The organism is Streptomyces phaeoluteigriseus, from assembly GCF_001896135.2.
GTDB classification, from domain to species: Bacteria; Actinomycetota; Actinomycetes; order Streptomycetales; family Streptomycetaceae; genus Streptomyces; species Streptomyces phaeoluteigriseus.
On sequence record NZ_MPOH02000019.1, the window covers coordinates 366,068 to 379,931 of the forward strand.

Sequence of the window (13,864 nt, forward strand, 5' to 3'; positions counted from 1 at the left end):
ATATCAGGGTCCGACCAGGGTCGTTCCGACTGCCGCCGGGGCCTCTCGCCCGCCACCATGGAGCCATGACGGATCACCAGCACGCCGCGGACACCGGACCGGGCGGGAGCACCGCACCGGACGCGGCCGCCCCGCCCGCCGGCGAGCACCCGCCGCACCGGTTCCGCCGCGACCGCGAGCACAAGATGCTCGCCGGCGTGTGCTCAGGCCTCGGGCGGCAGTGCGACATGGACCCGGTGATCTTCCGGATCACGCTCGCCGTGCTCTCCGCGACCGGCGGCATCGGCCTCATCTTCTACGGCTTCGCCTGGTTGTTCGTCCCCTACACCGACGACGGCCAGAACGAGGTGCGCAAGCTGCTGACCGGCCGGGTCGACGGCCAGGCCCTCGCGGCCGTGCTGTTCGCGCTGGTCGGCTGCGGGGTGTTCCTGTCGATGCTCAACAACGGCGGGGTCCTCACCTTCGCCGTCGTCCTCTCCCTCCTGCTGGCCGCGCCGGCTACTGGTCACGGCACCGGGAGGCCTCCGACGCCGACCCGCTCGCCGCCCAGGCCGTCGCCGACGCCCCACCGGAGGCCCAGGCGCCACCCGTCCCGGCCGCCTATCCGTCCTGGTGGCGCGACCCCATCGTCAAGGACGGCACGCACGACGGCGGCACGGGGTATCTCTGGGGCCCCGGGGGCTCCCACGCCCCGGACTTCGTGTCCTCCATCAACGTCGACCTCATCGGGCACGGGAAGCACCACGAGGACATACGCACCCCGTACGGCCGGGCACCCCGGCCGCGCGGCCCGCGCTGGACCGGCGGCTGGTCCTTCCTGCTCGCCCTGGTCGCGGGTGGCCTGGCGACCCGGCTCACCTGGGACGAGCATCCGCTGGGCACCAGCCTCCAGGCCGGTCTGTCCGCCGCGCTGATCGTGCTCGGCGTGGGCATCGCGGTCAGCTCGCTGCTGGGGCGTACGGGCGCCGGATCGGTGCTGCTGGCGCTCGTCACGGCGGGCCTGCTCGCAGGGGCGACCCTGGTCCCCAAGGACGTCGGCACCCGCTGGATCGACACGACATGGAGACCCACGGCGGTCGCCGACGTCCGGGAGAGCTATGACCTCGGCACGGGCGACGCCACCCTCGACCTGTCCCGCCTCAAGCCCGCCAAGGGCCAGACGGTGAGCACCGACGCCGAGGTCGGGCTCGGCCGGCTGCGGGTGATCGTGCCGCCGGATGTGACGGTGAACGTCCGGATCGATGTGGGCCTGGGCGACATCCAGCTGCCGGGCGAGAAGCAGGAGGACGTGGACGTGGAGCCGGGCAAGCACAAGGAGGTGACCTTGTCCCCCGTGTCCGGCGGCAAGGACACCGGGACGATCGACCTCGACCTCCAGGTCGGGGCGGGACAGGCGGAGGTGGCCCGTGCTGCGTCATGAGTTCCGGCCGGGCCGGCTGGTCGCCGGCGCCGCCTTCGTCCTCGTGGGCGTGATCTACGCGGGAGACGCGGGCGGCCTCTGGGAGACGCCCTGGTTCACCGTCGTGCCGGTCGTGGTGGCCGGCCTCTTCCTGGCGGCCGTCACCGGCCTCGTGACGCGGGCGGTCCGCAGACGCCGGGGCGGAGAGCCGGGCGCCCCCGCGGACGCGGACGCGGGGGCGGACATAGGCGCGGGGGCGGGGACGGCGGGGCGGTGACTGCGGGGCGGTGACTGCGGGAGTGGGCCGTGTCGTGGGCGGCACGGCCTACCGGAAGCCTCCGGATCGCAGCCGCCTCCTGGAGCGCCAGGCGGCGTCGAGAGAGAGGACCGGGGCGCCGGCGAGGACGAGGGGCAGCCAGGCCATGAGGTAGACGAGATCGTTGCCGTAGTAGTACGGGTCGGAGGCCCAGCTCACGGTCAGCCACAGGCTGAGGGAGATCAGCGCGCCGCCGAGGGCGGCGAGGCGGGTGAGGACACCCAGCAGGGTGCCTATGCCGACGGCGACTTCGCCGAAGGCCATGGCGTAGCCGAAGCCGGTGGGGCTCTTGAGAGAGAGGTCGACCAGGGCGGGGATGGCCGAGGAGTCCCGCACGGCCCGCATGGTGTCGCCGATCGAGCCGGCGCCGCTGTCGTTGAGGAAAGCTCCGTCGGTGAGCTTGTCCAGGCCGGCGTAGATGAAGGTGATGCCGAGGAACACACGGAGCGGGAGGAGGGAGTAGCGGGTGGCGGTGTCCCGCCAGTTGCCGCGGTCTCCGTCGAGATGGGGGGAATGCGTGTCCGTTCGCATGCCGTGAGTCATCGCCCGTAGCCGCCTCTCGCCCGCGTTTGGTGGACCCCTCGACAGACCATACGTACGAAAGGGGCGGTGCGCTCAGTGGTCGGTCGGGCCTTGGGCATCTCTTTCCGGCGCCGCGCGTCCCACTCCCACGCGGCGCAGTCCCGCGTCGTCCGATCCGGCGCGGTCCGGTCCCGCGTGTGTCAGTCCGTCACGTCGATCGCGTAGCGGTTCGTCTCCACGCCGGCCGCGGTGATCACCTGGACCTCCGCCCGGCCGGGCTCGACCTCCGCCGGGACCGGGACGGTGAGGACCGCGTCGGTGGGGTTGCTGAAGCCGCCCGTGACCGGGACGAGGGGGACGTGGACATGGACGGCGCCGATGCGGACGACCATGCGGGAGAGACGGTCGGCGCTCTGTGCGCCGGGCGGCACGAATCCGGCACCGCGGATCTCGATGTCGTCGCCCGTGCGGATCGGTCCGTCCAGGTCGCCGGCCTCGCGGGAGCGGACGACGGAGAGGATCACGGGCCGCCCGCCCTCGGCGTACTTTCCGGCGAGATAGGTGGCGGCCGACACCAGGACGACCACGGCGAGGCCCCAGGGCAGGTCGGGGAGCTGGTCGGGGCGGCGGGCGAGACGTACGGCGGCGAAGGCCAGGGCGACGGCGCTGATCACGACGTACTGGATGTCGGCGAAGGTGCCGCGGCCGGCGTCGTCGGTGAGCAGGTCGGCGGCCCGGGGCCGGTGCGCGCGGACCTTCTGGAGCCGCTGGCCGAGGACGCGCAGACCGACCACGCGCCGCACCAGGACGGCGATCGCGCAGACCACGGCGAGGACGGTCACCGCACCGGCGCCGCGTGCGAGGTCGAGCCCGGAGATCAGGGCGTCGCGCTCGGCGGGGCCGGAGGCGGCCGCCAGCCTGCCCACCAGGACCAGCACCGCGTACGCCACGAACAGCACCCAGGCGGCGGCGACCACGCGGGAGGTGGACAGGCGGTTGTCCTCGCCGATCACGGGGGCCAGCGCGCCACCGCGCGCCCGGTGGAGCCATGAGGCGGCGGTCAGGGCGCCGCCCACGAGGAGTGCGGCGAGCAGTCCGGCGGTGCGGGCCGCGGTCCAGCCGGCGCCGATCGCGGTCAGGGACTGCACGAGCAACAGGGCGACGACGGCCGCACCCACCGTGCAGGCGGTGCGCTGCCACACGCGGCTCAGCCAGGACTCGCCTTCGGCACGGCCTCTTTCGGCGACGCGTTCGGCGGACTGGGTGAGTTCCTCCGAGACCCACTGGCGGGAGGCCGAGGCGGAGTGGGCGACGGCGGCGGGAAGTCCCTGGCCGGCGGCGAACTCGTCCCGCTTCACCAGGAAGGCGGCGACGGCTCGCCGGTGCCCCTCGCGCGCGCCGTGCGGGCAGTCCCCGCAGGCACAGCCACCGTCGTGCGCACCCGGCTCCGGGCCTTGTCTCGCCTCCTGCACCGCCACTGCCGACGCCTGCCTTCCCCGCTACCGGAAACGGTCGGCGACCCCCGTGAAACCGGCCCGCCGACCCTGTGAACAACTGCGCTGCGACGACAGCGAATTGTGCCCTACGGCACACCGTCCCGCTCCGGCAGGTCTGGTCAGCGCGGGTGAATCCGAGGTTGCCGTGTTGACGTGGTCAGCTGAGCAGGTCCGGTTCGCTGCGGCTGATGTCCTGCCACAGGGGCTGGTAGTTGATCCACGCCACCAGGTCGCCGCCGAGCTGTTCCCGGGTCGCCACCGCCGCCTTGTGCTCGATCAGGACGGGCCGGCCGGCGGCGCGGGCGGTGAGCTGGACCTGGCTGGAGCGTTCCATCGACAGGAACCACCAGGCCGCCGCGTCCACCGACTCGCCCACCGTCAGCGGGCCGTGGTTGCGCAGCACGAGTGCCTTGCGGCTGCCGAGCGCGGCGGCGATGCGCCGGCCCTCCTCGGCGTCCACGGCGACGCCGGTGTAGGCGTCGTAGAGCGCCATGTCCTCGTAGAAGGCGCAGCTCTCCTGGGTGATCGGGTCGATCAGTTCGCCGAGGGCGGCGAGCGCGCGGCCGTGGACGGAGTGGCAGTGGGCGACGGCGACGACGTCCGGCCGGGCGGCGTGCACCTGCGCGTGCACGGTGAACGCGGCTGGTTGACGTGATAGCGGCCCTCGACGACCTGCCCGTCGGCGTTGACGAGGACGAGGTCGCTCACGGTGACGTGCTTGAAGGGCACGCCGAAGGGATTGACCCAGAAGCAGTCGCCGTACTCGGGGTCGCGGGCGGTGATGTGCCCGGAGACCCCGTCCTCGAAGCCGTGCCGGCCGAAGATCCGCAGGGCGCCCGCGAGCCGTTCCTTGCGATGCCGGCGCTCGTCGTCGGCCGATTCGTGTGTCGGAGGCATGGCGAACCGCAACCGGTCGGTGGGCAGCGGGGCGGGTGACATGGGCCCGTGCATCGGTCCTCCAGCACTGGGATGCGTTACGGGCGGAAGTTACCTCCGGTCGGCGGAAAAGGGCAGAGCCGTCACGGAGAAGACTCCTGCGATACCGGACATGAGATGTCGGGTATCGGCGCCACACTCGATGTATGACAGCACGTCGTACGACAGCAGTGAACTGGGCGGCGTTCGCCGAGGCGGAGCCGGATCTCGCGCGGGTCGTCGAGGACCGGTTCGGGGCCTTCACCCACCACGTACTCGCGACCCTGCGCAAGGACGGCTCCCCGCGCACCAGCGGCCTGGAGGTGCGTTTCGTGGGCGGTGAGCTGTGGCTCGGCATGATGCCGGGCTCGCTCAAGGTCCTGGACCTGCGCCGCGACCCCCGCTTCTCGCTCCAGGCCAACCCGGGTGAGGGCACCGGGATGGGCGGCGGGGACGTACGGATCAGCGGGCGGGCCGTGGAGGTCGAGGACGGGGAGGCGAGGGCCGGGTACGTGAAAGAGGTGGAACCGCCGCAGCCGTTCCACCTCTTTCGCACCGAGCTGACGGAGGTCGTCAGGACCTGCGTCGAGGACGACACCTATCTCGTCGCCCAGGTCTGGAAGCCCGGAGAGCCGGTGCGGACCCTCAAGCGGACCTGACCCCGCTGGAGGGGCCTACTCCCACTCGATGGTGCCCGGCGGCTTCGAGGTCACGTCGACGACGACCCGGTTGACGTCGCGCACCTCGTTGGTGATCCGGGTGGAGATCTTCGCGAGGACGTCGTACGGCAGGCGCGACCAGTCGGCCGTCATGGCGTCCTCGGAGGAGACCGGGCGCAGGACGATGGGGTGGCCGTAGGTGCGGCCGTCACCCTGGACGCCCACGCTGCGGACGTCGGCGAGCAGGACCACGGGGCACTGCCAGATCTCACGGTCGAGGCCGGCCGCCGTCAGTTCCTCGCGGGCGATCGCGTCGGCGTCGCGGAGCAGGTCCAGGCGGTCCTTGGTGACCTCGCCGACGATCCGGATGCCCAGGCCGGGACCGGGGAACGGCTGCCGCTGGACGATCTCCTCCGGCAGGCCCAGTTCCTGGCCGACCATGCGGACCTCGTCCTTGAACAGCTTGCGCAGCGGCTCGATCAGCTGGAACTCGAGGTCCTCGGGCAGCCCGCCCACGTTGTGGTGGGACTTGATGTTGGCGGTGCCGGTGCCGCCGCCGGACTCGACGACGTCCGGGTACAGGGTGCCCTGGACCAGGAACGCGACCTCGGGGCCCTCGTCGGCGATGATCTCCGCCTGGGCCTGCTCGAAGACGCGGATGAACTCGCGGCCGATGATCTTCCGCTTCTCCTCGGGGTCGGAGACCCCCTTGAGCGCGGTGAGGAAGCGCTCCTCCGCGTCGACGACCTTCAGCTGGACGCCGGTGGCGGCCACGAAGTCCTTCTCGACCTGCTCGGTCTCGCCCTTGCGCATGAGGCCGTGGTCGACGTAGACGCAGGTCAGCTGGGAGCCGATGGCCTTCTGGACCAGGGCCGCGGCCACGGCGGAGTCGACGCCGCCGGAGAGGCCGCAGATGGCGCGCCGGTCGCCGACCTGCTCGCGGATGGCGGCGACCTGCTCCTCGATGACGTTGCCGGTGGTCCAGTCGGGGCGGAGACCCGCGCCGCGGTAGAGGAAGTGCTCCAGGACCTGCTGGCCGTGCGTGGAGTGCATGACCTCGGGGTGGTACTGGACGCCGTAGAGCTTCTTCTCGTCGTTCTCGAAGGCGGCGACCGGGACGACGTCCGTGGAGGCCGTGACGGAGAAGCCCTCGGGGGCGGCGGAGCAGGCGTCGCCGTGCGACATCCACACGGCCTGCTCGCCCGGGGTGCCCTCGAAGAGGGTGGAGGACGAGCGCGAGACGTGCAGCTCGGTGCGGCCGTACTCGCGGGCGCCGGTGTTGTCGACGGTGCCGCCGAGGGTCTGCGCCATCAGCTGGAAGCCGTAGCACATGCCGAAGACGGGGACGCCGGCCTCGAACAGCTCGCGGTCGAGGCGGGGGGCGCCCTCCTCGTAGACGGACGAGGGACCGCCGGAGAGGATGATCGCCGCCGGGTTCCTGGCGAGCATCTCGGCGACCGGCGTGGTGCTCGGCACGATTTCGCTGTAGACCCGCGCCTCGCGGACTCGACGGGCGATGAGCTGGGCGTACTGCGCGCCGAAGTCGACGACCAGGACGGTGTCGGGGGCGGCGGCAGTAGGAGTCGCTGATGACACGGGGGCCTTCCGGCGGTTCGGGCGGAGTCTCTGTGCTGCCCAATTCTACCGAGTGGGCGTGGGAACGATCCCGTCGCTTCCACCGACGCCGACGCGGGACCGGTCTCGTCACCGGGGGGCCCGCCGGGCCGGTGCCCGCCCACCGTGCGAAAACCGCCGTGGCATACTGGCGCCCATGCTCTCGCACGCGACCTTCGTCTTTACCTATGGCACCCGGCCCGCCGGCTGCCATGGTCGTGCTGCTTAGCTGAGGCAGCGACTTCCCAGGCGCCCCGGGCCGACAAGGCCCGGGGCGCCTGTCGTTTCCCTCCGGGTCAGGTCGCTCCGGGGCATCCGCACCCACCACCACAGGAGCCCCCATGACCGCCACCGACGTGACCGGCGCCCGTACCTCCGAGGCGGCCGGCGTGATCACCGGCGCGCGTGACCGCATCGACGCGCTCGACGACCGGATCATCGGTCTCATCCAGGAACGGATCGCCGTGTCCGCCGTGATCCAGGAGGCCCGGATCACCTCCGGCGGCCGGCGCGTGAACCTGTCCCGCGAGATGGAGATCCTCGACCACTACCGGCAGGCCCTCGGCAGGCCCGGCACCTCCCTCGCCCTGACGCTCCTCGAACTCTGCCGTGGTCGCATCTGAGTTCGGTGTTCCTCTCACTCGTACGGCGCGTGACCGGTCGCGGACGGCTTCGTTGGTCCCGATGTCCGTTCCAGCCAGGGGCGGACCCGGAAGAACCACGCGTGGCTCACCTGGAGCGATGAGGCGTACGGATCGTGCCGTGCGCCGTGGGACCTCGCTCCGGGGAAGTGACCGGACGGCAGGGGACAGCGGCCCGGTCACCCAGGAGAACGGCCGGCCCCGGGGACGCTCGGGGCCGGCCGGCGGGAAGGGCAAAAGTGCGTAAGGGCTGGGTCAAACGGTTGCGGGCACCGCGTTCATCCAGCACGATGCGTAGAAAGCCCCAAGTCCCGCCGGGGACAACGGCATTGCCCCGTCCTCTCCTGCTATGACCTGTTGTGCGGCGTTTCGTCCCCACCGACCGCCAAAGGTTCGGACCAGTCGCACACCCCGCGTGCGCCCCGGCGGCCACCCGGCACGGACGCGGGCGCTCGACAAGCCAGCGGCGCAACCCCCCGGCGCCGCTCCCCAGGCACCGGCGCTGCCCTGACGCCGGTGCTGACGATAAAGAAGGGCCTCGCGGATCCGTCCCGCGGGGCCCTTCGTCATGCCCGGAGGCGGCCGGCGGGTCCGGCGGGTGCGACTGAGCCCTCCAGGAGGGCCCAGTGGTGTGACGTATGCCACATAAGGAACCTGTGAAGAGAGAGCAACTCTTCACAGGCTTCGCCAGTCACACGTAGCGAACTCAGGGCCATAAGCCGCTCCCCCATGCGGAAGGCCTCCTCAACCGCGTCGCGGCCTTGCTGTCGCGACGCACAGCAATCATCGAGGTCTTTTCATGAAGCTCCGCCGGGCCATGGTCACCATGGCCGCGACCGCCGCCCTCGCGCCGCTGGCCCTGCTGTCGGCGCCGGGCGCCTTCGCGGAGGAGAGCGGCTCGGCGTCGCCGAGCGCATCGTCGTCCGAGAGCGCCTCCGCCTCGCCGTCCGACTCGGCGAGTTCCTCGGAGTCCGCCTCCGCGTCCGAGTCCGCCTCCGAGTCCTCGTCGGGCTCGGCCTCCGCCTCCGCCTCCGCCTCCCAGGGAACGGCGTCGGCTTCCGCGTCGTCGTCCGCTTCCTCGTCGCCCACCGGGGAGCCGTCGGAGTTCCCCGACGACTGTCCGGTCGACGAGGACGGCGTCGACGTGGACTCCCAGCTGGAGCTGTCCGTGTCCGGTCTGCCCGGCAAGATCGTGGCGGGCAGCGGCCGGCACCCCTTCAAGCTCACCGCCGCCAACCACAGCGACAAGGCCCTGGGCACCGTGCAGTGGCTCGCGGCCGTCGACAACGACTCGATGAGCGACGACGAGCGGACCTGGCTGAGCACCTACGCCAAGATCGAGTACTACGACCCGGCGACGAAGGCCTGGGACTCGATCGCGGACGACTTCGGCAACGGCTTCTACTTCGGCCAGACGGAACTCGGCCCCAAGGAGACCGTCGACATCAAGCTGCGCGTCGACATCACCTCCAAGGCCCCGGCCGGTGACGGCTTCACCCTGGGCCTCGGCGGCTACGTCGACTCGGAGAAGAACTGCGTACACAGCTCCTTCGCGCTCTACGAGTTCACCGTGCTCAAGCCCGGCAGCAGCAACGACGACCCGGGCAAGGCCAAGCCGGGCGACGGCAAGGCTCCCGCGGGCGGCAAGCAGCCGCAGGGTGGCGCCAAGGAGATCCCCGCGACGGGCAGCCTCGCCGAGACCGGCTCCGGCTCGGCTCTGCCGATGATCGGGCTGGTCGGCGGGGTCGCCGTCGTCGCCGGTGCGGGCGCGGTGTTCACCGCGCGCCGCCGCAGGACACAGGCGTAAGCCTGAACCGGCCTCAGGGCCGTTGGTGAGGAGGGACCTGCGCTCGGAGGGGGGCGCAGGTCCCTTTTCCGTGCCCGCTGCCTCATCTACTTCTTCGGCGGCACCGTCGGCATGCCCAGGAACGGCAGCCGCAGCGCCGCGAACGCGTCCGCCGGGACCACCGGGTCACGCGGCTCCACCGGCTTCAGACGTTCGTACGCCGCTCCCTGCGCGGGGCGCGGGTCCTGCTCTCCCTTGTTCGGCCAGTACGACATCGCGCGCTCGGCCTGGGCCGTGATCGTCAGGGACGGGTTCACGCCGAGGTTCGCCGACACGGCGGCGCCGTCCACGACCGAGATGCCGGGGTGGCCGTAGAGGCGGTGGTACGGGTCGATGACGCCGGTCTCGCGCGAGTCGCCGATGGGGCAGCCGCCGAGGAAGTGGGCGGTGAGCGGGGTGCCCATCAGCTCGCCCACGTTGGAGCCGGCGAAGCCGTTGATGTCGGCGGCGATCGCGGTGGCCGCCTCCGAAGCCGCCCTGATCTGCTTGGGGTTGGGGCTGCCGTGCCCCTGGCGTGCGGTCAGCAGGCCCTTGCCCACACCCGTCGGCTTCAGGTACGTCGTCAGCGAGTTGTCCACGGACTGCATGACCAGGCCGATGATGGTCTTCTCCGACCAGCGGCGGTTGGAGAGGGAGCGCAGCACGAGGACGGGATGGCGGGCGGCGTTCGCCAGCCAGCCGGCCACCCGCGACGAGCCTTCCGCGTACGGCACCTGGAGGATCGACAGGCTGCCCATCGAGTTGGAGCCCTTGCCGTAGCGGACGGGTTCGATGTGGGTGACCGGGTCCGGGTGGATCGAGGACGTGATGGCGACCCCGCGCGTGAAGTCGACCTTCGCCTGTCCGGTCGCCCTGCGGTAGCGGCGGTCATTGGTCTGGGCGCCGACCAGCGCCTCGGAGTTGGTGCGGGTCAGTTCGCCGAGCTTGTCGGAGAGGTACGGCAGTTGCCGGCCCGCCTTCATGCGGTGCAGCAGGGTCTGGGTGCCGTAGGTGCCGGCGGCGAGGACGACCCGGCGGGCCGTGAAGGTGCGGCCCTTCGACCTGCGCCGGCCGTCGGTCGGGAGGGTCGCCACCGCGTACCCGCCGCGTGCGTCGTCGGTGACCGACACGACCGTGGTGAGGGGGTGGACGACGGCGCCCGCCTTCTCGGCGAGGTAGAGGTAGTTCTCGTTGAGGGTGTTCTTCGCGCCGTGCCGGCAGCCGGTCATGCACTCGCCGCACTCGTTGCAGGCCTTGCGGGCGGGGCCCGCGCCGCCGAAGTAGGGGTCCGCCGCCTGCCGGCCCGGCCGTGCCGTGACCGACCCGTCGGCGTCCTGGCCGTCCCCGAAGAACACGCCCACCGGGGCCATGTGGAAGGTGTCGCCCACACCCATCCGCTCGGCCGCCGCCTTGAGGTGTACGTCGGACGGGGTCGTCGTCGGGTTGAGGCGCACGCCGAGCATGCGTCGGGCCTGGTCGTAGTAGGGAGCCAGCTCCTCCTGCCAGTCCGTGATGTGCCGCCACTGCGGGTCGTCGAAGAACGGCTTCAGCGGCACGTACAGGGTGTTGGCGTAGTTGAGGGAGCCGCCGCCGACGCCCGCGCCCGCCAGGACCATGACGTTGCCCAGCAGGTGGATGCGCTGGATGCCGTACATGCCGAGCTTGGGGGCCCAGAGGTAGTTCTTCAGGTCCCAGGAGTTCTTCGGGAGGGACTCCCGGGTGAACCGGCGGCCGGCCTCCAGGACGCCGACCCGGTACCCCTTCTCCGTGAGGCGGAGCGCGGTGACCGAACCGCCGAAGCCGGATCCCACGACGACGACGTCGTAGTCGTAGGCGTCGTCCGCGGCGTCGGCCTCGGCGCTCACCTCGACGTTCACCTCGGCGTCGGCGTCAGCTCCGGCGTCGGCGTCGGCGTTGACTTCGGCGGCGGTGTCGGCGTCCTGGCGGCCGGGTCCGTCCTCGTGCCGGATCCGGGCGGAGTTCTCCTGTGACACGTGCTCTCCTCATTGAGAACGGGTGGTGCTGTCTAGCGGAAGCGGAACGCCTTCATCAGGCGGAGGCTGCGGCTCATGAACTCCGCGTACCTCTCGTCGTCCATCCCCAGGGACGGCGCCATCGGCAGCAGTCGCTGCTGGGCCACCGTCTGGGCCTCCGTGTACTTGAGGATGCCCTCGGAGCCGTGGCGGCGGCCGAGGCCGGAGTCCTTCATGCCGCCCATGGGCGACTGGACGCTGCCGTAGGCGGGGGCGTAACCCTCGTTGATGTTGACGGTGCCGGTGCGCAGGCGGGCGGCGATCGCGCGGCCGCGGCGGCCGTCCCTCGTCCAGACCGATGAGTTCAGGCCGTACGGCGTGGAGTTGGCGAGGTCGACCGCCTCGTCGTCCGTCGTGAAGCGGTAGATCGAGACGACCGGGCCGAAGGTCTCCTCGCCGCAGACCGACATCGGTTCCGTCACGCCGTCGAGGATCGTCGGCTCGAAGAAGTAGGGGCCGATGTCGGGGCGGGCGACACCGCCGGCGACGACCGTGGCGCCCTTGGCGACGGCCTCCTCCACATGCCGGGACACGGTCTCCAGCTGGCGTTCGCCGACGAGGGAGCCCATGTCGGCGCCGTACGCGAGGGAGGTGCCGAGGCGCATCGCCCTCGTGCGGGCGGCGAAGCGCTCCAGGAAGGCGTCCGCGACGGACTCGTGGACGTACAGCCGCTCGATGGAGATGCAGAGCTGGCCGGCGGAGGAGAAGCAGGCGCGGACCGCTCCGGCGGCGGCCTTCTCCACGTCGGCGTCCGCGAGGACCAGCATGGCGTTCTTGCCGCCGAGTTCGAGGGAGACGCCGACCAGGCGGGCGGCGGCGCCCTGCGCGACCTCACGGCCGGTGCGGGTGGAGCCGGTGAAGGAGACGTAGTCGGCGTGCCGGACGACCTCGGGGCCGACGACCGGGCCCTCGCCGAGGACGACCTGGAAGACCTCGGCGGGCAGCCCGGCCTCGATGAGCAGGTCACGGGCCCACAGCGCGGTGAGACAGGTCTCCGTGTCGGGCTTCATGACGACCGCGTTGCCCGCGGCGAAGGCGGGCAGCGCGTCGCCGACGGAGAGTTCCAGCGGGTAGTTCCAGGGGGCTATCTGGCCGACGACACCGCGCGGGTGGCGCAGTTCGGTGACCTTCGTCAGCGTCGGCATCGCGCCCGCGTGCCGCTTCGGCCGCAGGTAGGAGGGGGCCTTGCGCCCGTAGTGGCGGGCGGCGACCGCGACCGCCTGCACCTCCTCGTGGGCGTGCAGGCGCGCCTTGCCGGTCTCCAGCTGGATCAGGTCGAGGACCTCGCCCTGACGCTGGAGCACCAGGTCGTGGAAGCGCAGCAGGACCGCCGCCCGTTCCCGCACCGGCACCTGCTCCCACACCGCCTGCGCGGCACGGGCCGCGGTGAACGCCCGCTGTACGTCCTCGGGGGTGGACTCGGGCAGGTCGGCGAGCTTCTCGCCGGTGAACGGCGTGTGGTTCGCCGTGCGCCCGGAACCGACGACGCCCTTGGTGAGCTGGGCGACGAGCTGGGGGGTGACCACGTCGGCGGCGGTGCGGGCGCCGGCGGGGGTGGGGGCGAGGGGGTTGGTACCGGTCTTCTCCGGGGCCTGCGAGTCCGTCATGAGCCGCAGGGTATGACGTGGGAACGGCTTTTGGTACCCGTCGGTAACGGGGATTCACCGACCGCACACATGACGCCAGTGGTCACTGGCAACGAACCTGCTGATCAGCGGGTTGTGCGGGAAGGTTCACCGCTCCGGGGGAAGTTCCGCAGCACGTTCCCCGGGACGTCTTCCGGCGCGTTCTCCGGGACCTTCTCCGGCTCCGGAGTCTCCCGGCGCGTTCTCCGACGCGTCGATACGCAGCCGGTCTCGGGCCGCCTTGAAGACCGCCGTCCCCTGTTTCTCGTCCGGGGTGCCCTTCGGCATGTCGACCCGCAGCTCGTACATCCGGCTGTCGTCGGTGAGCACGAACAGCTCCAGCACGCGGGCCGGCGAGGTCTCCGGGCCGTGGGCGGTGTCGGCGAGCACGGCCTCGTGACCCTGGAAGGTGGTCCGTGTGGTCCGCGTGCGCGCGTCCCCCTCGCCACCGTCCCAGGTCTCGTGCGCCTTCGCCGCCCGCCCGAGCGGCGATCCCGGTGCCCTGTCCCACTGCGTGAGGCGTACGTCGACGGGGCCGGCCGAGTAGACGACGAGCCTCGGCTGCTCGTCGGGGCCACCCTGCCGGGCGGACTCCCGGTACTCGGCGGGGAGGGAGAGCGACGGCGCCCATCTCGGGCTCGGGGTGCGCCGGTCCACGCGGCCGGGGTGGGAGGCGGAGGTGGTGCTCGGGGAGGACACGGGGCTGGAACTGGCGGGCGGCGGTCGGCTCGGTCGCGCCCGTCGCCGGCGTCCAGGAGAAGGGAGGCGCCCAGGCCGGCACCGGCGAGAACGAGGACGGCGAGGAGGGCGAGAGGGGCG

The 13,864-nt window shown here is 71.9% G+C and carries 11 protein-coding genes and 2 pseudogenes; 5 read left to right on the forward strand and 8 right to left on the reverse strand.

Going from position 1 to position 13,864, the window contains the following annotated elements; translation table 11 throughout:
- The first annotated feature begins 65 nt into the window (after positions 1–65).
- Both BM536_RS31240 and BM536_RS31245 read left to right on the forward strand, forming a co-directional pair.
- A pseudogene (locus BM536_RS31240) lies at positions 66–1,420 on the forward strand (PspC domain-containing protein).
- Positions 1,407–1,676, forward strand: a complete 270-nt coding sequence (locus BM536_RS31245) for a hypothetical protein (RefSeq protein ID WP_073495563.1) — start codon at positions 1,407–1,409, stop codon at positions 1,674–1,676. The pseudogene BM536_RS31240 and the gene BM536_RS31245 overlap by 14 nt, the downstream one beginning before the upstream one ends.
- A gap of 48 nt (positions 1,677–1,724) precedes the next feature.
- On the opposite strand, the gene BM536_RS31250 is transcribed toward BM536_RS31245, so the two are convergent.
- From BM536_RS31250 to BM536_RS31260, 3 genes and pseudogenes are all read right to left on the reverse strand, one after another.
- Positions 1,725–2,258, reverse strand: a complete 534-nt coding sequence (locus BM536_RS31250) for a DoxX family protein (RefSeq protein ID WP_073495566.1) — start codon at positions 2,256–2,258, stop codon at positions 1,725–1,727.
- A 179-nt stretch (positions 2,259–2,437) separates the two neighbouring features.
- The gene (locus tag BM536_RS31255) at positions 2,438–3,715 is read right to left on the reverse strand and encodes a hypothetical protein (RefSeq protein WP_073495569.1); all 1,278 of its coding nucleotides are present in this window, start codon (positions 3,713–3,715) and stop codon (positions 2,438–2,440) included.
- Between the two features lie 175 nt (positions 3,716–3,890).
- Positions 3,891–4,684, reverse strand: a pseudogene (locus tag BM536_RS31260) (class II aldolase/adducin family protein).
- A gap of 131 nt (positions 4,685–4,815) precedes the next feature.
- Between BM536_RS31260 and BM536_RS31265 the strand changes: the two are divergent.
- Complete coding sequence (locus BM536_RS31265) at positions 4,816–5,307, forward strand: pyridoxamine 5'-phosphate oxidase family protein (RefSeq protein ID WP_073495572.1); 492 nt, start codon at positions 4,816–4,818, stop codon at positions 5,305–5,307.
- Between the two features lie 15 nt (positions 5,308–5,322).
- Here BM536_RS31265 and guaA read toward each other — a convergent pair whose 3' ends face one another.
- Complete coding sequence (guaA, locus tag BM536_RS31270) at positions 5,323–6,903, reverse strand: glutamine-hydrolyzing GMP synthase (protein ID WP_073495575.1); 1,581 nt, start codon at positions 6,901–6,903, stop codon at positions 5,323–5,325.
- Between the two features lie 296 nt (positions 6,904–7,199).
- On the opposite strand from guaA, the gene BM536_RS31275 reads away from it, so the two are divergent.
- Positions 7,200–7,544 carry a chorismate mutase gene (locus BM536_RS31275; protein WP_073495577.1) on the forward strand — a complete coding sequence of 115 codons (345 nt, stop codon included), beginning with the start codon at positions 7,200–7,202 and terminating at the stop codon, positions 7,542–7,544.
- Positions 7,545–8,345: 801 nt separating this feature from the next.
- On the opposite strand, the gene BM536_RS43380 is transcribed toward BM536_RS31275, so the two are convergent.
- Positions 8,346–8,651 carry a hypothetical protein gene (locus BM536_RS43380; RefSeq protein WP_245873887.1) on the reverse strand — a complete coding sequence of 102 codons (306 nt, stop codon included), beginning with the start codon at positions 8,649–8,651 and terminating at the stop codon, positions 8,346–8,348.
- 55 nt (positions 8,652–8,706) lie between these two features.
- Here BM536_RS43380 and BM536_RS31280 point away from each other — a divergent pair, with 55 nt between their 5' ends.
- Complete coding sequence (locus BM536_RS31280; protein ID WP_245873888.1) at positions 8,707–9,369, forward strand: LPXTG cell wall anchor domain-containing protein; 663 nt, start codon at positions 8,707–8,709, stop codon at positions 9,367–9,369.
- Positions 9,370–9,455: 86 nt separating this feature from the next.
- On the opposite strand, the gene BM536_RS31285 is transcribed toward BM536_RS31280, so the two are convergent.
- From BM536_RS31285 to BM536_RS40910, 3 genes are all read right to left on the reverse strand, one after another.
- Positions 9,456–11,252, reverse strand: coding sequence for a GMC family oxidoreductase (locus BM536_RS31285; protein WP_073495585.1), 1,797 nt, complete (start codon positions 11,250–11,252; stop codon positions 9,456–9,458).
- Between the two features lie 161 nt (positions 11,253–11,413).
- Entirely contained in the window at positions 11,414–13,027 is a 1,614-nt protein-coding gene (locus BM536_RS31290) for a succinic semialdehyde dehydrogenase (RefSeq protein WP_094103784.1), read from the reverse strand.
- A gap of 126 nt (positions 13,028–13,153) precedes the next feature.
- Entirely contained in the window at positions 13,154–13,744 is a 591-nt protein-coding gene (locus BM536_RS40910) for a hypothetical protein (protein WP_094103785.1), read from the reverse strand.
- Between the last annotated feature and the right edge of the window lie 120 nt (positions 13,745–13,864).

Excerpts from the sequence above, each read along its gene's own strand:
- BM536_RS31250 (WP_073495566.1), bottom strand. The coding sequence starts at position 2,258 with ATGACTCACGGCATGCGAACGGACACGCATTCCCCCCATCTCGACGGA.
- BM536_RS31265 (WP_073495572.1), top strand. The coding sequence starts at position 4,816 with ATGACAGCACGTCGTACGACAGCAGTGAACTGGGCGGCGTTCGCCGAG.
- BM536_RS31290 (WP_094103784.1), bottom strand. The coding sequence starts at position 13,027 with ATGACGGACTCGCAGGCCCCGGAGAAGACCGGTACCAACCCCCTCGCC.